General features: G+C 60.2%; 12 protein-coding genes. 6 read left to right on the top strand and 6 right to left on the bottom strand.

The genetic code is table 11. The features are described from left to right. Nucleotides 1–16: 16 nt before the first annotated feature. From I5961_RS22130 to I5961_RS22115, 4 genes are all read right to left on the bottom strand, one after another. Nucleotides 17–2,725, bottom strand: coding sequence for an RHS repeat-associated core domain-containing protein (locus I5961_RS22130; RefSeq protein ID WP_227233361.1), 2,709 nt, complete (start codon nucleotides 2,723–2,725; stop codon nucleotides 17–19). Between the two features lie 40 nt (nucleotides 2,726–2,765). Continuing rightward, the gene (locus tag I5961_RS22125; RefSeq protein ID WP_227233359.1) at nucleotides 2,766–5,468 is read right to left on the bottom strand and encodes an RHS repeat-associated core domain-containing protein; all 2,703 of its coding nucleotides are present in this window, start codon (nucleotides 5,466–5,468) and stop codon (nucleotides 2,766–2,768) included. Between the two features lie 71 nt (nucleotides 5,469–5,539). Then, entirely contained in the window at nucleotides 5,540–9,985 is a 4,446-nt protein-coding gene (locus tag I5961_RS22120; protein ID WP_227233358.1) for a SpvB/TcaC N-terminal domain-containing protein, read from the bottom strand. A 153-nt stretch (nucleotides 9,986–10,138) separates the two neighbouring features. Continuing rightward, on the bottom strand, nucleotides 10,139–11,662 hold the full coding sequence (locus I5961_RS22115; RefSeq protein ID WP_085697210.1) for a fumarate hydratase: 1,524 nt from the start codon (nucleotides 11,660–11,662) through the stop codon (nucleotides 10,139–10,141). A 311-nt stretch (nucleotides 11,663–11,973) separates the two neighbouring features. On the opposite strand from I5961_RS22115, the gene I5961_RS22110 reads away from it, so the two are divergent. From I5961_RS22110 to I5961_RS22100, 3 genes are read left to right on the top strand one after another with little or no spacing between them, the layout of a single operon-like run. Continuing rightward, nucleotides 11,974–13,080 carry a sensor domain-containing diguanylate cyclase gene (locus tag I5961_RS22110; RefSeq protein ID WP_085697209.1) on the top strand — a complete coding sequence of 369 codons (1,107 nt, stop codon included), beginning with the start codon at nucleotides 11,974–11,976 and terminating at the stop codon, nucleotides 13,078–13,080. After that, entirely contained in the window at nucleotides 13,073–14,008 is a 936-nt protein-coding gene (locus tag I5961_RS22105) for an iron-sulfur-binding ferredoxin reductase (RefSeq protein ID WP_085697208.1), read from the top strand. The genes I5961_RS22110 and I5961_RS22105 overlap by 8 nt, the downstream gene beginning before the upstream one ends. Before the next feature lie 29 nt (nucleotides 14,009–14,037). Continuing rightward, nucleotides 14,038–14,787, top strand: a complete 750-nt coding sequence (locus I5961_RS22100; RefSeq protein ID WP_227233356.1) for an enoyl-CoA hydratase-related protein — start codon at nucleotides 14,038–14,040, stop codon at nucleotides 14,785–14,787. Nucleotides 14,788–15,029: 242 nt separating this feature from the next. Here the strand turns inward: I5961_RS22100 and pyk are convergent, their stop codons facing one another. Next, nucleotides 15,030–16,481 carry a pyruvate kinase gene (pyk, locus tag I5961_RS22095; protein ID WP_085697206.1) on the bottom strand — a complete coding sequence of 484 codons (1,452 nt, stop codon included), beginning with the start codon at nucleotides 16,479–16,481 and terminating at the stop codon, nucleotides 15,030–15,032. Between the two features lie 174 nt (nucleotides 16,482–16,655). Here pyk and I5961_RS22090 point away from each other — a divergent pair, with 174 nt between their 5' ends. The 3 genes from I5961_RS22090 (at nucleotide 16,656) to I5961_RS22080 (ending at nucleotide 18,275) form a co-directional block, all read left to right on the top strand. Continuing rightward, nucleotides 16,656–17,042 (top strand): tetratricopeptide repeat protein, encoded by a 387-nt coding sequence (locus I5961_RS22090; RefSeq protein WP_007951249.1) that lies wholly within the window; start codon nucleotides 16,656–16,658, stop codon nucleotides 17,040–17,042. Nucleotides 17,043–17,261: 219 nt separating this feature from the next. Further along, complete coding sequence (locus I5961_RS22085; protein WP_085697205.1) at nucleotides 17,262–17,621, top strand: PilZ domain-containing protein; 360 nt, start codon at nucleotides 17,262–17,264, stop codon at nucleotides 17,619–17,621. Between the two features lie 225 nt (nucleotides 17,622–17,846). Then, complete coding sequence (locus I5961_RS22080; RefSeq protein ID WP_139834793.1) at nucleotides 17,847–18,275, top strand: hypothetical protein; 429 nt, start codon at nucleotides 17,847–17,849, stop codon at nucleotides 18,273–18,275. A gap of 54 nt (nucleotides 18,276–18,329) precedes the next feature. On the opposite strand, the gene I5961_RS22075 is transcribed toward I5961_RS22080, so the two are convergent. After that, nucleotides 18,330–18,734 carry a DUF6124 family protein gene (locus tag I5961_RS22075; protein ID WP_085701673.1) on the bottom strand — a complete coding sequence of 135 codons (405 nt, stop codon included), beginning with the start codon at nucleotides 18,732–18,734 and terminating at the stop codon, nucleotides 18,330–18,332. Nucleotides 18,735–19,140: the final 406 nt, after the last annotated feature.

Below are 19,140 nucleotides of genomic sequence, written 5' to 3'. Positions count from 1 at the left end.
GCTGTGTTCATCAAATTCAAAGACCCGACATTACAAGCCTGCGCCGAGCGAGTTGAGGCTTGTTTACCATCGATTCAGGTGTTGGTTTTTCTTGTGGAGGGTCGCTGACCTCCGGCGTCTGCCGGGGCGAAGAGGACGGATCGTTGGCAGCCTTCAGCACTTGGCTCAATGCCTCGAAGTACGGGGCGCCTTCGCCTGGGACCAATTTGCCAATTTCCGCCTGCTGCAGAGGAGTGAGTGTCTTCATTTGCTCAAAGAACAATTCCTGCATCTTTGCCTCATAGGTAGCGGGAGCGGCCTCGGGCTTCATTTCCGTTTCCGGGCCTTCATCCGCTACTGGATTCAGTTGATCGGGTAGTCCAGCAACGGCGCCCAGGATTTCTTCAGCGAGGTCGATGGTGTCGTTCACGGCTTCGGCTTTGCGCAACATGTCCGCCCTGTTCAGGCCTTTCCTCAAGTGGCGGTAACCTAATATCGGTACGAGGGCCATGCCGATAGCCGGCGCGACACTCACGATGGCGGGGGCGGCGGCGGCGGCGGGGGGAAAAATGAGGGCAGCAACGCCGCCGACAACGCCGGCGATAGCCCCTCCCGCAGTACCGCCGACACCTAAGCCTTTTCGTATGGCAGCCCTGCCGTACCGGGACCTGATGTATTTTCCAAACGTGAGGTCTTGGCGAACCTGCTCGATATCGGCGTCTTCAGGAACCAGTTTCTCAAAATCGGATGCGATGTTTTTCATCTGTCCTGCGGCTGTTTGCGCTTTTTTAACGGCGCCAACCCATCTATTCAGCTTATAACCAATGGTTTTTTTGCCGTCACCGGTGTTGCCGGAGGCGCCGGCTTCGTCTTTCGTGTTGCCGGTGTCGTCCACATAGAAAATCGGATTGTTGCCGACAAACGCATACCGATTCATTCCATCCGCATCGCCGCTGGGGTCGGCGCTGATCCAGCGCCCCAGCCATGGCGCGTAATACCGTGCTCCGTAGTAATAAAGCCCGGTGACATCCATTTCCTTGCCCGAATAGCGGGTGAACTTGTAGTCCGCTTCGATCTGCGAGCGGGCCGCCATCGACGAGGTAGCGCCGAAGGCGTAGTAGCTTTCGCGGCTGATCACCTGCGCCCGTTGATCAATCTCCGTAACGCTCGATCCCAAATGGTCGGAATGGGAATAACACAACCGATCAGCATCGATACCAGGTGGTTTGCCGGTGATCCAGTGCAGGCACGTCACCTCGCCGATGCCGGTGGCGACAGTGACCCTGTGCAATTCTTCTCCGCTGCTTCGGGTGCGGATTTCCAGACTCCCCACGTAATGCGCTTCAGCAACATGGTTGACTGTGCCTGTGTGGGTTTCGTGGCGCTTATAGACCCTTGCACCCTGGCTGTAGTGATACAACTCCTGATCGGGCGGGCCGCTGGCGTGCTCCAGGAGGATCAGCGATTTCAGCTGATGGCGGCTGTTCCAGTCCATCGGCTGCCCGGGTTGCAGGGCCAGTTGATTACCGGCGCGGTCGAACAGGGCGTTGAAGTCAGGTGCCGGGTCTCCCGCTTTCCAGCGCACACCGCGATTGCTGGACGGGTCGATGAACATCTCGCGGGTGTAGGTGTTGCCCTCGCGCACGTGGGTCAGTTTTTTCAGGTTGTTGCCGTCGTCGTATTCGAAAGACTCGACATAGTTGCGTCGGTCATCGGGATCGGTGGGTTGCGGCCGTCCGGGGTTGTCCGCAGGCGGGGCGTCGCTGTAACCGGTGGCGCGGATCAGGCGGTACACCGAGTCATAGCCAAATGTGCGTTCACCGTCGACCTGTTGGTTGCGGAAAAACGTCGGTGTGTAGGTGTGATCGATGATGCGAGTGATGATCCCTGCTGCGTCATATGCATACTCGAAATCCTGAACCGGCGGTTCCGAAGCCTTTTGCGCGGACTGTCGAAGCAGACGTCCGTCGGCCTCGCGGTAATGCCAGTGGCTGTTTACACCGTTGCCGTGCCGTTGTTCGGTGATCTGGCCGGCGGCGTTGTAATCCGCGCCATTCAAGATCGGCTGAACATTTTGTCCGCTGAGTTGCAGTTGCACTTGAGCAAGCTGCCCGGCGATGTCGAAGGTGGAAAGTTGAACATGCCCGCCGGCGTCGGTGGTTTGCAGCAGTGCACCCATGGCGCTGAAACGCTGGCGGCCGGTGCAGATCTTGCCGTCCTTGAAGGTGCGGATTTCTTCCGTTGACTGGCCACGCATGTTGAAGCTGTTGAATTGCACCGTACCCGATGGATCGCTCAGCGCTGTCATTTGTCCGCGCAGGTTGTGCGTCGGGTCGGCCGAAACGCTGCCGTAGCTGAAGCTTTCGAATCCGGTTATCCCGTTTTCTGTGACGCTGCTCAGACGAAGTTGCGGGTCGTAGCTCATCTCCCGGTGATTGCCGTTGGCATCCCAATGCTGCAAAAGCTCGTCGCCGAGTCCGGGCAGAAGCGTGTCCGCGCCACCGTCGACGTTCCGGGCCTTGACCGCTATGCCATCTAACTTGAACACGGTCGTTGTATTGGGCTTTGGTAAGCGCGGATCCTGCTGTTCAACCAGATGGCCAACAACGTCATATTGCAGTCGGTTGATGAGCGCTCGCACTTCCTCGCCGGCTACTTTGCGCAGGTAGTCGACTTGTCTGACAGCCTCGCCACGAGGGCCGGATACCGACATCGTTGGTGTGAGGTAGTGCACGCTGGCGTTCATGACTTGATCCGTTTTATGGGCTTTACAGGATGAAACGGCGTCAGACGAATGTTTCGGAATACTGGCGCTGAAGCCTGACGGTTCTCAGGTTTCCTGGTTTTGGCGTTGGCCTTTGCGCGCGGTGCGTATCGCTCACCTCTATCGTTCGAGGGGCGCCACCTCTTGAAATGGCCTGCACCAATGCCCGGTGATTCACCACTGCTGCAAACGCCACCTGTTGTTCTGTAGGGAGTTGCCCGACTTGCCCAAGCAGGCGGCCCATTTCGATGTCCGAAAAGAAATTGCCCGTATTACCTCTGGAGTCATCAGGTAGTTCGGAAGGCAGATCCTGCGGATCAGGGAGGTTTTCACTTATCACGTTGACGATGTCGATATGGTCGGCCAGATTATTCATGGACTCCAGAATGTCTTCCCTGGCTTTTCCCTCGTTTACGTTCTTCTTCATGTACCTGAGCATGATGACGGGCATCGCCACATAGCCGATCACCCCACCCAGGATTGCGAAAATCGCGCCTCCGAGCACGGCACCCAGGACGGCGCCCAGCGGGCCACCGATTATCAAGCCCGCAATTCCACCGATAAAAGTACCCAGCGCCGAGCCTGTTGTGGAGCCAATCTTCACACCGGCCTTCATGGCGGCCCGACCGGACGAAGAACGCAGATACTCGCCGAGCGTAAGATTTTCAATCTGTGCCTTGAAAGCAAGATATCGGCTAAAACCTTTTGGCACCGGCCTGTCGGGAGGGGCGTCATCTACATCCGCTCGACCACGTGGCTCCGGCTTTAGAGGTGGGCCACCGCCACCACCTTCATCTTGCGGTGAAGGTTCAGGCACCATATCTCTGAAAGCTGCTGCCATTCCCTTGAGCTGTCCCGACGCTTTTTTCGATATGTTCACGAACGAAAAGAAGCCCGTGAGCACGTTAAACCACGTACTTTCGTGACCTGTGACATCGACATGGATCAGCGGGTTGTTGCCGACAAACGCGTAAAGATTCAGTCCGTCCACATCTCCCGCCGGATCGGCGGCGATCCAGCGGCCCAGCCAGGGGGCGTAGTAACGCGCACCGTAGTAGTACAGCCCGCCGATATCCATTTCCTTGCCCGAGTAGCGGATAAAGCGGTAGTCCACCTCGATCTGTGATCGCGCCACCATCCAGGCGGTGGTGCCGAAGGGCAAGTAACCTTCATGACTGATCACCTGCGCCTGTTGATCGAGTTCCATGGATACGGACTGCAGGTGATCATTGAGGGTGTAGCGCATTTGATCGGCCGGCATGTTCGGCGGTTTACCGCTGACCCAGTGCAGGCAAACCACGTTTTCGATGCCGCTGACGAGGGAGATCAGATGTAATTCTTCGCCATTGTCTCGGGTGCGAATCTCCAGCCCCGGCAGATAGCGCGCCTCATGGAAGTGATCGATGGCCGCTGTGTGGCTGTCGTGGCGTTTGTAGACTCGCTTGCCCTGACTGTAGCGGTAATGCTCTTCGTCATTCGGGCCACTGCCGTTGCGGTCTACCAGGATGACCGACGCCAGATGATTGCGATTGTTCCATTGCATCGGCTGGCCAGACTGCAGGGCCAGCAGGTTGCCGGCGCTGTCGAACCGAGTGCTGAAGTCTGGTGGCGGATCTCCGGGCCTCCAGCGCAAACCCCGGTTGCTGAGTGGATCTATGAACACCTCGCTGGTGTAACTGGCGCCGTCGCGTGCATGAGTGGTTTTGATGAGGTTGTTGCCCTTGTCGTACTCATAGGTTTGCGTGTAATTGCGCCGATCAGCAGGGTCGGACGGTTGGGGCCGGCCCGGGTTGTCTGTCAGGGGCCTGTCGCTGTATCCGGTCGCGCTGTGCAGTCGGTAGAGTGAGTCATAGGCGAACAGGCGACGACCGTCGAGCCGCTGGTTGGCGAAAAAACGCGGCGTGAAGGTGTTATCGATGAGGGTCGTGATATTGCCCATCGGATCGTATTCATATTCGAAATCCTGAAGCGCCGGCCCTGACCCCTTTTGTGCGTAGCGACGCAGCAGGAAACCGTCGGCGGCGCGATAGTGCGAATGGCTGATCACGCCATTGCCGGCCTGGTGTTCGATGACCCGCCCGGCGGCATCGTACTGTGCACCTTGCAGTACCGTTTGCCAGTCGGGTTGGCCATGCAGCCCGAGCAGCACTTGTACCAGCTGACCTGCCACATCGAACTTCGACTGCTGCCGGTGCCCGGCGGCATCGGTATGTTCGACAAGCATGCCCAGCGGGCTGAACAACTTGTGGCTGGTCAGCGCCAGGCCATCGTGAAAAGTGCGGGTTTCCTGTCGAGCGGGGCCTGTGAGAGCGAAGCTGTGAAATTCGACACTGCCGGACGGGTCGGTCAGCTTGATCATCTGCCCGCGCAGGTTGTGACCAGGGTCGGCTGACAGGGTGGCATACAGCCGGGTTTCGACTTCCGGCACACCGTTCTCTTCGAGCGTCAAAAGGCGCAGTTGAAGGTCGTGATGCCTGCGTCGGTGGTTGCCGTTCGCGTCCCAGGATTGCAGGGTTTCACCGGCCAGCCCCGGCAACGTGACGTTCACGCCGGCATCGACGCTGGCAAGCTTCACGACCTGACCATCCAGCGTAAAAAGGCTGGTTGTATTCACCGTGGACAGGCGCGGATCCTGTTGCCCCACGGCCCGGCCAGCGACGTCATGGAGCCTGCGGGTGACGAGCGTCTGAACAGCCTCACCCGCCACATTGCGCAGATAGGCCACCTGCCGAATCCCGAGTGCGCGCGGATCATGAGCCTGCAGGGCGGGTGTGTTCCCGTGCACATTGGCACTTGTCATTTAGCCTTTTTCAACCTTCTGACAGGTTGTTTAAAAGGGACCTTCGCGGGTTTCGACGGCGGTGTGTCATCAGTGTCATTGAAGTCATAACTGAGCTTGAACCATGGATGCAGGATGTCGAACGCCAGATAATCAAGAGCGTTGATCGTCTGGATTGGCCGGCCCAGGGCGTCGTAGAACATCTGGTCGTGGTAGCCGTGCTTGCGCATCGCACTGTCATTGATGCAGCGATGGGTGTTGAGAAAGTAGGGGCGGTAAACCCGGATGGTCTCGCCGTTGTGGTTGTATTCCACACGCCCCTGGACCCGCCAGCGCTGAATGGCCGGCATTTCGACCGGCTTGCCGTCGGCGCCGGTCACCAGATCGTCTTCGGGCGTGGCGACAAGGGCATCGCCCGGCGGGACGAGCTGTTTGCTTTGCAGCTCGCGGCCAAAACCGTCGGTATAGCTGATCGTCATCTGAATCTGTTGCAGCGGGTCGGTGTGATAGCGGTCGGCAACCAGACTCAGGCTGTGCACCGGCTGCCTGGGAGCGGTGTGAATAATACCGAGCAGGGCCTGTTCGCTGGCCGTGCGTTTTTTGCGCTGGTTCAGCCAGCGCAATGCCGAGGCACGGATGTGGCCATCGGGCAGAATCAGGCCGTTGGAGACCCATTCCTTTCTTTTCTGCGACAGGGTCTGGCGCGAGAGAACGGGCATCCAGCTGAACAGCTCGGTGCGCACTGCACTGGCGGCGGATGCCACTACGGTTTTCGGATGGGCGAGGGCGTATTCGACACTCAGATCAGACTGCGGCGGGTAAGCGGCCAGCGGCTGAAAACCGGCCGGCAGCCCCTCTTCGGTGCCATGAAAACTATGGGCAATCGGTTGGCCGCCCGGTTCGTACAGCACTTCCTGAATGTTCTCGTTGGGATCCGTGATGCTCTGCGGCAACAGGGTGTGCATGTCGTATTTCACTGAAGTCGCACAGCCGTCCGGCAGGGTGATGGCAATGGTCAGCAGATGGTCTGCATCCCATGTTATGTGCGTCACACCATGGCTGGCGGTCTGTTGCACCTCGGTGACGTGGTAGAAACCGCTGGCGCTGGCGTAGGTGAAAAAGCCGCTTTGCGCTGACCACAGGTTTTGCAGCAGATCCTCTTCAGGGTCCTCCGGGAAGAACAGTTTCATGGGCGTGTAGCCGATCTTTGTCAGTTCGTCCCGGATGACTATCGGGACGCCGTCGTAGGCCACCAGGGCCTTTTTGTCGAACACGGCCTGCTCGGTCGGGCCGGCCAGCGGCGGGTAGAGCATCTTGCCCCCTGACTCCAGATACGTGTGTTGCAAGAGTGAGGTCAGTTCCCGCGCGGTCGTCCATTCGGCACTGTCTTTATACCGTTCGAAGTTTTCGAAACTGATGTCCGCCGCTTGCAGCCCGCCCGGGAGTGCGCCTTTGGGCAGCTTCATCGCGTTGCTGCGCTGGCGCCAGGGCAAGCCGAGCAGCCAGTGGCCGTCAGTGGTCAGTTGTAGGTACGCGGCGAGTGTTTCGCTCAGATAAAAAAACTGTTGCTGCTCGTCGTGGCTGTCCACCCAGGCTCGAAGCTGGTCCTCTCGATCGAAGGGCGGTTTGTCCAGTTCGGTGCGACGGCGAGCACAGGCGACCGTGACACTTCGAGTCAACTGACCGTACTCGTTCAGCTCCTGATTGATGGTGTGCTGACAATTGGGGTCGTCCATGAAGCGTTCGTATTGATGGGTACGGGTTTCCAGTTCGAGCACCAGCAGACTGGACGGGTTGTCGTTGACCACCCGCACCCGATAACGGAATTCGCTCAGTGAGAACAGCCGCGCCGGGGCGGGGTCGTCTGCCTGACAGACCTCGCTGCGCAGTGGGCTACCGGCCAGGGCGTAGGCGATTTCGCGATGGTCGTCGGCTGTGTGCTGCGTCCGAACACGCTCCTTTCTGTTCTTGGCATCGAACGTTGAAATAACCGTGGACCCCAGTGGCGTGTTTTCGTCGTCGAGTTCGCAGATGCCGCTCAAGACCAGATCGATGCTTCTACCGGTATGAAACCAATGTGTCACCCGCATCGGCGCCGTGTGGCCACTTTCGGCCTTGCCCGGCTCCAGGTCACTGTCGGTCTGACAGACTTTGCCGAAACCGCGGAATTCACGTTCGTAGCCGTCGTAATAGCCCTCGAAATATTCGTGGAACTGCATCAGATAATTGCCGGTGATTTCATCGTCCTGGCGCAACCAGTGAAGCACCATTTGGGGAAAGGGCAGAAGGCAGACCGGACGCCGGCGCGCCATCAGTTCCAGACGTTTTTCATCCAGCCAGAATTGCGCACTGCTGCGATGTTTCAGGGTTGCGCCGTAGCCCATGTTGTTGTTGCAGCCGGTAAGCAGATAGGGCCGTTCACTGACGAAGTGATAAACCCAGTGCTGCGGCGTCATGTGCGGTTTGGTCAACAGCAGGCTGGCGCAGCCCAGGCCTCGCAGGTCGGCGAAGGTTACCTGGCAGAGGTTGTCGTAGCGAATGCCGGTGGGCCAGTCGACGATGAGCGGGACTTGCTCAAAGGCATTGCCCCCGTAATTCCAGTAGATCTCGAAATGATCGGAGCACAGACGGATCAGCGCCGGTGCACCGGAGCCGTCGAGGTCGGCGAAGCGAATGTGATCGGCGTTGAAATGCTGATACTCAAAAGGCAGCGCGCTGATCGCAATACCTTTGCCGAATCGGCCATGCCCCAGATTCGCCCAGGTTTCGATACTGTCGTGGCGGACTCTGCACAGTCCCGAGAGGTCACTGGCGTGCAGGTTGCCAAACATCACCAGTTCGGTGCGGGCGTTGCCGAACAGCGGCAAGCGATCCGGTGTATGCGGTATCTCCTTGCCGGGCATGAATCCTTTCTCCCGCACATTGGCATACACCCTTACGCTGTTCGGGCCGATCAGAGCGAGGTCGTCCAGACCGGCGCCGCTCCAGTCGCCCATCTGGGCCAGATGGTGGAAAAACTCCACGGGGAACTGGCTGAAAGGTTTGAACAACGACCAGGTGCCATCCGGATTGAGCGTGTAATACCCGCTGCCTCCGGGTTGCGCGACGACCCAGTCCAGACGCCCGTCACCGGTGAGGTCGGTGAGAATCTGCACCACCTGCTTGTTGCTGTCGGCGTTCGGAATCAGCGGTAGCAGTGTCCAGGAACCGTAGACGATTTCGTCTGTACCAGGCGCGCCCCGCAAGGGCTCGCGGTAGTACCAGGCGCCGTCGTACTGGCAGAGAAAATCGCCGTAAAGATCGACGCAATGGTAGGGCTGGCCGTCGTTGAGGCCGCGCATGTGATCGAGTTGCAGGAAGGGTTTGGGGGTAGTGTCGAGTATCAGTGCTTCATAGAAATATTCGAGGGGCGGCATGTGCTTGACGCGACCTGTAGCGTCGAAACTCATGTAGTGCGCGGCTTTCAGATGGTTGTACAGCAGTGGTGTGGATTCGTGTTCCAGCAGCAGGCGATTGACCAGCACCGGAGCGGGACCTGTGTGGTTGAACAACAGAAACTGCCTGCACAGGCGCCGGGTGCCCACCTCGAACCCGAAGCGATGCATGCGAAAAGGGTCGCTGCGTGCTGGCCACACACGAACGGGTTCAAATGTCGGTAGCTCCTCCAGCCCGGTGGCACGTTCGCCGTAGCAGACGATCAATCTGAACAACCATTCCAGATCCTGCGGGTTCGGGTGTTCGAGACATAGCAGCCCGGTGCTGGCGGCCTTGTTGCAGTAGCAGACCTGACGCAGGTAGCGCTGGGCCCGATAGTCAAAGCGTGGGTCGGCGTCGGTGTCGTCGGATTTGTATTCGAAGCAGATGTTTTCCCCGACGGCGTTCCTGATTTCCACCAGCAGCCACACGGCAATACGGGTTGGATCTTCAGGGTCGTAAATGCATGATTCCGGCGAGTTGCCGTAGCAATGTTGCGAGCCGTCGGCACGGGACACCACCCAGAAAGGGTTGCCGTCGGCAGGTGTCCAGAGTTCGTAGCGGTTGAACGTGCTTTCCAGGCGAGGGATGTAGCGCACTACGGAGAATTTTCTGGTGTTCTTGCCTATTCCTCGAGTGCGCCGGGTTGCCTTGATCCTGCCACTGGCCGTCAGTTCGGGCCGCAGGTCGGTGCCGTCGGCCTGCATGACATCGGCGCCTGCGTACTTCGGCACGCCCTTGCTGGTCTTGCGCGAGATCGCGGGCAGCGGCAGATCCCAGCCGAGCCCGTACTTGCCGTTGCCCGCGTTCCCCTCGTAGACAAGCTGCAACTCGGGAGTGAGCGTGCGCGCCTTCAGGATCGGGAGGGGCAGGGTGTAAGAGCGCTGCCCGGTCGCACCCGTCTCACTCCAACTGCGTCCATTCGTCGCAATGGACGCAGTCTTGGAAATGGAGGGAGGAGTGACGAGCGCATCTGCATCCGGGGTCATGGCGTCGCAACCTGAAAATGTCGAGACATCACGCTAGCAAAGCGAAGTGCGCCAGACACCTGTCAGATCTGACAGGTGCCGACTGACGGCAGGCGAAAAAAAACCGGGCGGTCATCGCTGGCCGCCCGGTTTTTTCACAAGCAGATGAAGCGCTTACTGCACTTCCACCGCCAGGCTTTCGCTGATCTTTTGTTGCCAGATCGCAGGACCGGTGATGTGTACCGATTCACCTTTGCTGTCCACCGCAACGGTGACCGGCATGTCCTTGACCTCGAACTCGTAGATCGCTTCCATGCCCAGTTCGGCGAACGCCAGAACCTTGGACTTCTTGATCGCTTGCGCCACCAGGTAAGCGGCACCGCCGACGGCCATCAGATACACAGCCTTGTTGTCCTTGATCGCGTCGATGGCGGTCGGGCCGCGCTCGGACTTGCCGATCATGCCCAAAAGGCCGGTCTGCTCAAGGATCTGACGGGTGAACTTGTCCATCCGTGTGGCGGTGGTCGGGCCAGCCGGGCCCACCACTTCGTCACCGACCGGATCAACCGGGCCGACGTAGTAGATGAAGCGGCCTTTCAGATCAACCGGCAGGGTTTCGCCCTTGTTCAGCATCTCGACCATGCGCTTGTGCGCAGCGTCGCGACCGGTGAGCATCTTGCCGTTGAGCAGGACGGTTTCGCCCGGCTTCCAGCTCTGCACCTCTTCCGGGGTCAGGGTGTCGAGGTTGACGCGACGGGCCGACGGGCCGGCTTCCCAGACGATTTCCGGGTAGGCGTCCAGCGGTGGCGCCTCCAGCGAGGCAGGGCCGGAACCGTCGAGCACGAAGTGCGCGTGACGGGTCGCGGCGCAGTTCGGGATCATGCACACCGGCAGGGAAGCTGCGTGGGTCGGATAATCCATGATTTTCACGTCGAGCACGGTGGTCAGGCCACCGAGGCCCTGGGCGCCGATGCCCAGCTGGTTAACCTTCTCGAACAGTTCCAGACGCATTTCTTCGATGCGGTTCTGCGGGCCACGGGCTTTGAGCTCGTGAATGTCGATGGACTCCATCAACACTTCCTTGGCCATCACAGCGGCTTTCTCGGCGGTGCCGCCGATGCCGATGCCCAGCATGCCCGGCGGGCACCAGCCGGCGCCCATGGTCGGAACGGTCTTCAGTACCCAGTCGACGATCGAGTCGGACGGGTTGAGCATGGCCATTTTCGACTTGTTCTCGGAACCGCCGCCCTTGGCCGCCACGTCCACTTCCACGGTATTGCCCGGAACGATGGAGTAGTGGATGACCGCCGGGGTGTTGTCCTTGGTGTTTTTACGAGCGCCCGCCGGGTCGGCGAGAATCGAGGCACGCAGGACGTTTTCCGGCAGGTTGTAGGCGCGGCGCACGCCTTCGTTGATCATGTCGTCCAGGCTCATCGTCGCGCCATCCCAGCGCACGTCCATGCCCACACGCACGAACACGGTCACGATGCCGGTGTCCTGGCAGATCGGCCGGTGGCCGGTGGCGCACATGCGCGAGTTGATCAGGATCTGCGCCATCGAATCACGGGCCGCTGGCGATTCTTCGCGCAGGTAGGCTTCGTGCATCGCCTGGATGAAGTCCACGGGGTGGTAGTAGGAAATGAACTGCAGGGCGTCGGCAACGCTCTGAATCAGGTCGTCTTGCTTGATCACGGTCATGAGTCGCGCTCCTCTAAAAGACGGGAACATTCAATAAGGTGCCTGCGGCTTGGGTGCATCGGTCGGTCGCAGACACCTTTCAAGGCACGCCGGGGCTGCTGGCGCGACGCTAAAAAGGCGCGGCAGTATACCGCGCCTCGGTGGCGGGCACATCTGCCGGGAGTCATTCGTTGGTCGCATGGCTGCAGGTTTTTGACGCCAAATACCCGGCCCGAAAATCAATGGTCATTTATCGACCGGGCCACTAAAGTGGCAGCCGGTCTGTAGAGTAGGACACTCGGTCAGCCTCTTATCGCACGGTGAGTCAACGATTGACCCATAACGCCATTCAACGTCTTTTGCTCAAACGCTTCGCCCTCGCTGCAGCCACCTATGGATTGGCTTTGCTGCTGCTGTGGCTGGCGTATTTCACTGGTCACTACAACGATTCGCTGGCCGGCGTCGCCGTCGGCAGCGCGCTGGTGGTGATCAGCCAGGCGACCCTGTTCGCGGTGTTTTTCTCGGGCGCCAACCTGCGCTTCTCCGATCCGAGCCTGACTGAAGCACAAGTAATGCTCGGCCTCGGCTGGCAGACGTGGCTGATCGCGCATCTGGAAGAAGCCCGGGGCGAGTTCCTGGTCTTTTATGTACTGATCCTGTTGTTCGGCCTGTTCCATCTGTCACGCCGGGCATTCGTGCGCTGCGCGATGCTGGTGTTCTTCAGTTTCTGCGCCATCACTTTGTGGGACGGCTATCACTTCCAGTTACCTGACCCGGCGCTGGCCGCGTTGCAGGTGTGCCTCCTGCTGATCGTGCTGGTGTGGCTGGTGATCTATGCCCGTTTCGTCCAGACCTCGCGGCAACGCATGCGCCAGCGCCGGTTCGCCTTGCAGGCGCATCAGGACACCCTGCGCGGGATGATGCGCCAGCTCGAAGATCTGGTCGCCACCGACGAACTGACCGGGCTGTTCAATCGCCGGCATTTTCTGCGCCTGGCCACCCGCGAGCTGAACGCGATGGAGGCCGACGTGGTACATGGTCTGGCGCTGATCGACCTCGACCACTTCAAGCGCATCAACGACCTGCACGGCCATGCCGCCGGCGATCAGGTGCTGCAAGCGTTCGCCGGGGTGGCCGGTGCCTGCCTGCGCGACGGCGACGTGCTGGCGCGTTATGGTGGTGAAGAATTCGTGGTGCTGCTGCCCGATTGCAACGCCGAGCGCCTGACCGCCTGTTGCGAACGCCTGCGCATCGCCTTCACCGACGTTGAACTGGTGGGCCTGAATGTGAAAAACCTGAGTCTTTCGGCCGGCATGACCTTGCTGGAACTGGGCGATGATCTGGACGAAGCCTTGCAGCGCGCCGATCAGGCGCTGTACCGGGCCAAGCGTGACGGGCGCAACCGTTGCGCAGCGGCGTGGGAGAACGTCGATGCCTGAACTGCGGGTCGGTGAGCGACAGTGGTCGGTGGCGGCGGGCAGCAATCTGCTCGATGCTCTCAATCAGAACGGTGTAGCGGTGCCTTATAGCTGCCGCGCCGGCAGTTGCCACGCGTGTCTGGTGCAATGCGTGCGGGGTTTGCCTGCTGACAGTCGTCCGGATGCCCTCAGCGCGGAGCAACGTGATCAGGGCTGGCGCCTGGCCTGTCAGTGTCAGGTGATCGAGGATTTGCAGGTGCACACCTTCGATCCCGTCACCGATGGTCGCCCGGCCACGGTCGAAGCGCTGGACTGGCTCGGCGACAGCGTGTTGCGATTGCGCCTGACACCCCAGCGGCCGTTGCGCTACAGCGCCGGCCAGCATCTGGTGCTGTGGGCCGGTCACATCGCGCGGCCGTATTCGCTGGCGAGCCTGCCGGAGGAAGACCGCTTTCTTGAGTTTCACCTTGATTGCCGCGAGCCCGGCGAATTCAGCGATGCCGCGCGCCGCTTGCAGATCGGCGACCCCATCCGCCTCGGCGAACTGCGCGGCGGTGCGCTGCATTACGACCCTGACTGGCATGACCGGCCGCTGTGGCTATTGGCCGCCGGTACCGGGCTCGGCCCGTTGTTCGGGGTGTTGCGCGAAGCCTTGCGTCACGATCATCGGGGCGCCATTCGTGTCATTCACCTGGCCCATGATGCCGACGGGCATTACCTGGTCAAACCCCTTGAGGCACTGGCCGCGCAGCGGGAAAACCTCAGCGTCGAATGCTGGACGGCGGCCGAGTTGCCGGGCGCTTTGGCGCAACTGCGCCTTGTCTCCCGACAAACCCTGGCTTTAGTCTGCGGCTCGACTGCCAGCGTCGACGCGTTTGCCAAGCGTCTGTTCCTGGCCGGACTGCCGCGCAATCAACTGCTGGCCGATGTCTTCCTCAGCCGTGATTGAGCGCTGAATTCCCAGACGCGAGACCTGCCATGCCCGAAGCCATCCTGCTGCACCGCGAACGCGGTTTGCTGACCCTGCGCCTCAACCGCCCGGACAAGAAAAACGCCCTGACCCGCGCCATGTACAGCCAGTTGGCCGAGGCGCTGAAACAGGCCGGCAGCGACCCGGAAATCAACGCCGTGCTGATCACCGGCAGCACCGAGTGCTTCACCGCCGGCAACGACATCGCCGACTTCATCCAGCAACCGCCGAGCGACCTCGACAGCCCGGTGTTCCACTTCATGCTTGAACTGCTCGAATGCCGCAAACCGGTGATCGCTGCCGTGGCCGGGGCGGCGGTGGGGATCGGCACCACGCTGTTGCTGCATTGCGATCTGGTTTATGTGGCGCGGGATGCGCGGTTGCGCATGCCGTTCGTCAATCTCGGGTTGTGCCCGGAGTTCGGTTCCAGCCTGATCCTGCCGCGATTGCTCGGGCAGGCCAAGGCGTCGGAACTGTTGCTGCTCGGTGAAGGTTTTACCGGTGAGCAAGCGGCGCAATGGGGGATTGCCACCGAAGCGCTGGGCAGTGGCGAAGCCGCATTGGCCAGGGCGCGGGAAATGGCGCTGCGGTTTGACGAGCTGCCGGCGGAGGCGGTACGCATCAGCAAACAATTAATGCGCGCGCCGGATCGGGAATTGATTCGCAAGGTGATCGAAGAGGAGGGGGCGTTGTTCACCCAGCGGCTGCGCTCGCCAGAGGCGTTGGCGGCGCTGACCGGGTTCATCAAACGGCATTGAAATATTTGCCGACTGCCGACTGCCGACGCGCACCTGGCGCTCGCACCCCGAACACTGATCGTTCCCACGCTCTGCGTGGGAATGCAGCCCGGGACGCTCCGCGTCCCATGCCGAAGCGGACGCGGAGCGTCCATTGAGGCATTCCCACGCAGAGCGTGGGAACGATCAACAAAATCCAACCCAGAAATGAAAAAGCCCCGCCATTCACATGGCGGGGCTTTTCGTTTTCAGCAACCGGTCACTCAGACCTGCGGGTCGCCCACGTGCAGGATCTTCATGCCGTTGGTGCCGCCGGTGGTGTGGTAGCTGTCGCCCTTGGTCAGGATCACCCAGTCGCCTTTCTCCACCACGCCGCGCTTGACCAGCTCGTCGATGGCTTTCTGACTGACTTCGTTCGGGGCCAGCGACGCCGGGTCGAACGGCACGGTGTACACGCCACGGAACATTGCCGCGCGGGCCTGGGCTTCGCGGTGCGGGGTGAAGCAGTAGATCGGCACCGACGAACGGATACGCGACATGATCAGCGGGGTGTAGCCGCTTTCGGTCAGTGCGATGATCGCCTTGACGCCCGGGAAGTGGTTGGCGGTGTACATGGTCGCCAGCGCGATGCTCTCGTCGCAACGCTCGAATTCCTTGCCGATGCGGTGGCTGGACGTCTTGCTGGTCGGGTGCTTTTCAGCGCCGACGCAGATGCGCGCCATCGCCTGCACGGCTTCCAGCGGGTAAGCGCCGGCAGCGGATTCGGCCGACAGCATCACGGCGTCGGTATAGTCGAGCACGGCGTTGGCCACGTCGGACACTTCGGCGCGGGTCGGCATCGGGTTCTGGATCATCGACTCCATCATCTGGGTCGCCACGATCACCGCCTTGTTGTGGCGGCGTGCGTGCAGAATGATTTTCTTCTGGATGCCCACCAGCTCGGCGTCGCCGATTTCCACGCCCAGGTCACCACGGGCAACCATCACAGCGTCGGAAGCCTTGATCAGGCCGTCGAGGGTTTCGTCGTCGGCCACGGCTTCGGCGCGTTCGATCTTCGCCACCAGCCAGGCAGTGCCGCCGGCTTCGTCGCGCAGTTGACGGGCGTAGTTCATGTCGGCGGCGTCACGCGGGAAGGACACGGCGAGGTAGTCGACTTCCATTTCAGCGGCGAGCTTGATGTCGGCCTTGTCTTTTTCAGTCAGGGCCGGTGCGGTCAGGCCGCCACCGCGACGGTTGATGCCTTTATGGTCGGACAGCGGGCCGCCGATGGTCACGACGCAGTTCAGCTCGGTGGCGGTGGCGGTTTCAACGCGCATGACCACGCGGCCGTCGTCGAGCAGCAGCTCGTCGCCCACGCCGCAGTCCTTGACCAGGTCCGGGTAGTCGATGCCGACAACCTGCTGGTTGCCTTCGGTCAGCGGATGGCTGGTGGAGAAAGTGAACTTGTCACCGATCTTCAGCTCGATGCGCTTGTTGGCGAATTTGGCGATGCGGATTTTCGGGCCTTGCAGGTCACCCAGCAGGGCGACGAAGCGGCCGTGCTTGGCAGCGAGGTCACGCACCAGCTTCGCGCGAGCCTTGTGCTCGTCGGGGGTGCCGTGGGAGAAGTTCAGACGGGCGACGTCCAGGCCAGCCAGAATCAGCTGTTCGAGAACTTCCGGCGAGTTACTGGCCGGGCCAAGGGTAGCGACGATTTTGGTACGACGGACGGACATGCAAAGACTCCTCAAGTTCAAGCGCCAGCGAAGGCTACTATGCTCTTGGGGTGTAGTCATTGTTCGTTTGCACTACTTAATACTTTCTTTATTGAACACGGCAACTTTGGGACAAACGCGCCTGAAGATTTCCGACCAGGGGTCGATACAGAGCACAAGACAGGAGAACCCCCCATGCGATTCGTGCCCATTGCCGCCCTTGCCCTCAGCGTCCTCGCCGTCACGGGCTGCACCCGTTGGTCGATGAACCATCATTTGAACAACGCTTACAGCGCCTATGACCGGGGCAACTGCGAGCAGGTGATGCTCGAGCTGTCCAAGGTCGAACGCGCCAGCCGCGCCCGGCCTTACGTGTGGCCGGAAGTCTCGATGATGCGCGGCCAGTGCCTTGAGCGGCAGAAAATGTTCGTCGATGCGGCGCAGACCTACCAGTTCATCATCGCCTCGTACCCCAACAGCGAATACGCCTACCGCGCCCGTGCGCGTCTGGAAACCCTGCAGAGCCTGGGTCACTACCCGACTCGCAGCGCAGCCGCCGTGGTGCGTCCAACCCGATTCTGATGGCGGTTGTCATACAAAAGCTGGCTGCCTGTATAGGGTGAGCTATAGTCCAATGACACCGGTTTAGAGCCTGGACTCCAGACCGGCGCAACACCTGCGACTGGCATGAGCAATACGTGGCGAGCGCCACACCGGGAGCGGGGAGAGCGGGCCTGTCGGACAGGTTCGTTCCGAAGCACAGTGCGGCCCGTTTGCCGGGCCATGCATGGCGATACGCTCATGTTTACCGACCGTCGAATCGAACGGCACCAGTTGCCGTATTTTCTGCGAGTGTTCAACAGCGTCACCGACAAACCCATCGGCTTTCTGGGCAACGTCTCCGAAGACGGGCTGATGCTGATCAGCCAGTTGCCGATGATGATCGGTGCCGAATTCAAACTGCGTCTGAAAATCCCCTTGGGCGATGGCTGCCAGCAGGTGATCGACCTCAGCGCCTGCTGCCTGTGGTGCCATGAAGAGGCCACGCCCCGGTATTACGATGCCGGCTTCAGCCTGTTCCGCACCCCGCCGGAATACGGGCAACTGGTCGAGGCATTGAAGCAGTACTTCAGTTTTCAGCCGTTGCCGGCTTCGGCCTGATTCAAATCCCCCCCAAAAAAAGCATCGCGGGCAAATCCGCTCCCGCCTGGACGCCACTGATCCCGGTGTGAGTGGGCTTGCCGGGTGCGATCCGACGAATGCAATAACCAAACGCCAGGCCGTCGCATTGATCGATGAGGCAGGCTGCCGTCTGTCGGGACTGTCAGATATTACAGGTGTGCCCGCCATGAACTCTGGCGCTGAATGGGATCAGGCTTGGTCACGATGACCGAGCAAGTTCAACCCATCACCGTTGAGGAGTGGACCATGTCAGGCAATCAAAGGAACGTACAAGCCAATCTCGCTGCCAACGAGCATGTGCTATTGGGATGTGAGCAGGAATTATGCGCAGAGCTTTATGTGACGGCGGAATTTGGGCCCGACGGTAAAAACTTCAGTTTTGAAGTCAGCAGGTATTGGGCGACCCAACTTCCGGAAGGAGTCGGAACCATTCGGTTGAAGGTGGGTGATGACTTTGATGAACAACTGACCGACGCTGCAATTACGGATGGCCGGGAGCATGCGGTTCAAGGGACGGGCGTTATACCGACACCGTTTGGCAAGGCTGAGATGACGTTCACATTTATCTTCAATGCTCCGGACAAGACCGTAACCATGGAAGCGAAGAAGACCCTGACTCATCCTTTGTCGTGAATCTGCGTCGTGCAAAAGGGTCGCCATCTGCCGGATGTGGCGACCCTGTAGTTTTTACGCGCCTATCGCAATCGCCCGCTCGTTATCCAGCGTCCTCTGCGCCAGCAGCAATCCCATCTCGCTCAACTGATAGATCGCCATCGCCAGATGCCGCGGCTTGTCGTCCAGGCTGTCGGCCAGGTCGAGCAGCAGAATGCTCACTGAAGAAAAGGTCTCGTAGGTCTGGATGGCGATTGCCTCGGGGTTGATCTCGGGATCGACCTTGAACATCTGCATGCCGCGATCCACGGAATTGCGCGGTTTTTCGGCCTTGGGATTGAGGTAGAAATCGAGGGCCTTGTGGGCCGCGTCGTGGAGTTTCTTTGAATCGATGGAAGCGTAGGGGGAGACCGTATCGGGTTGATCGGTCGGGTCCTTTGGATCGGTGTCCGAAGGAGGATTTGGAACTGGTTTTTTCATGTATTGCACTCTTCTCGTTGGGGCTACCACTTGGCTCGCGACTAAACGAGATGGGTGGCGGCTGTAAGCAGGTTAGTCGACCGGGAGTGCATAAACCGGCGCGCCCTAGGGCGCCCTGCGAACAGCCACCATCGAGTGCGGGGATAGGGAATACCCGACTGGATGACGCTTATACGCAATGCACTTTGCTCCCGGGCGACTAAACCCGGCCGCTGATTGGCAGCGACGGGGATCAAGTTACGGGGCAACGCCAAGGCGCACAAGCCGGCGGATTCTGAGGGATTTGTAGGCAATGGCACAAGGCATCGTAGCCCGCTGTTACGACTTGCAGGACGCTGCCGGACCGGGCTGTGGGAAGAGTTACCGTTTGTCGGGACTGTCAGAAATGTCAGGTGTATGGAGCAGA

It is taken from the genome of Pseudomonas sp. IAC-BECa141, from assembly GCF_020544405.1.
Lineage (GTDB): Bacteria > Pseudomonadota > Gammaproteobacteria > Pseudomonadales > Pseudomonadaceae > Aquipseudomonas.
The sequence above is the reverse complement of the archived record's forward strand: the minus strand, read 5'-3'. Positions and strand labels throughout refer to the sequence as shown.

What these genes read in the sequence shown, in the direction of transcription:
- I5961_RS22130 (WP_227233361.1), bottom strand. Translation starts at nt 2,725, where the DNA reads ATGAACGCCAGCGTGCACTACCTCACACCAACGATGTCGGTATCCGGC.
- I5961_RS22120 (WP_227233358.1), bottom strand. Translation starts at nt 9,985, where the DNA reads ATGACCCCGGATGCAGATGCGCTCGTCACTCCTCCCTCCATTTCCAAG.
- I5961_RS22115 (WP_085697210.1), bottom strand. Translation starts at nt 11,662, where the DNA reads ATGACCGTGATCAAGCAAGACGACCTGATTCAGAGCGTTGCCGACGCC.
- I5961_RS22105 (WP_085697208.1), top strand. Translation starts at nt 13,073, where the DNA reads ATGCCTGAACTGCGGGTCGGTGAGCGACAGTGGTCGGTGGCGGCGGGC.
- I5961_RS22100 (WP_227233356.1), top strand. Translation starts at nt 14,038, where the DNA reads ATGCCCGAAGCCATCCTGCTGCACCGCGAACGCGGTTTGCTGACCCTG.
- pyk (WP_085697206.1), bottom strand. Translation starts at nt 16,481, where the DNA reads ATGTCCGTCCGTCGTACCAAAATCGTCGCTACCCTTGGCCCGGCCAGT.
- I5961_RS22090 (WP_007951249.1), top strand. Translation starts at nt 16,656, where the DNA reads ATGCGATTCGTGCCCATTGCCGCCCTTGCCCTCAGCGTCCTCGCCGTC.
- I5961_RS22085 (WP_085697205.1), top strand. Translation starts at nt 17,262, where the DNA reads ATGTTTACCGACCGTCGAATCGAACGGCACCAGTTGCCGTATTTTCTG.
- I5961_RS22080 (WP_139834793.1), top strand. Translation starts at nt 17,847, where the DNA reads ATGACCGAGCAAGTTCAACCCATCACCGTTGAGGAGTGGACCATGTCA.
- I5961_RS22075 (WP_085701673.1), bottom strand. Translation starts at nt 18,734, where the DNA reads ATGAAAAAACCAGTTCCAAATCCTCCTTCGGACACCGATCCAAAGGAC.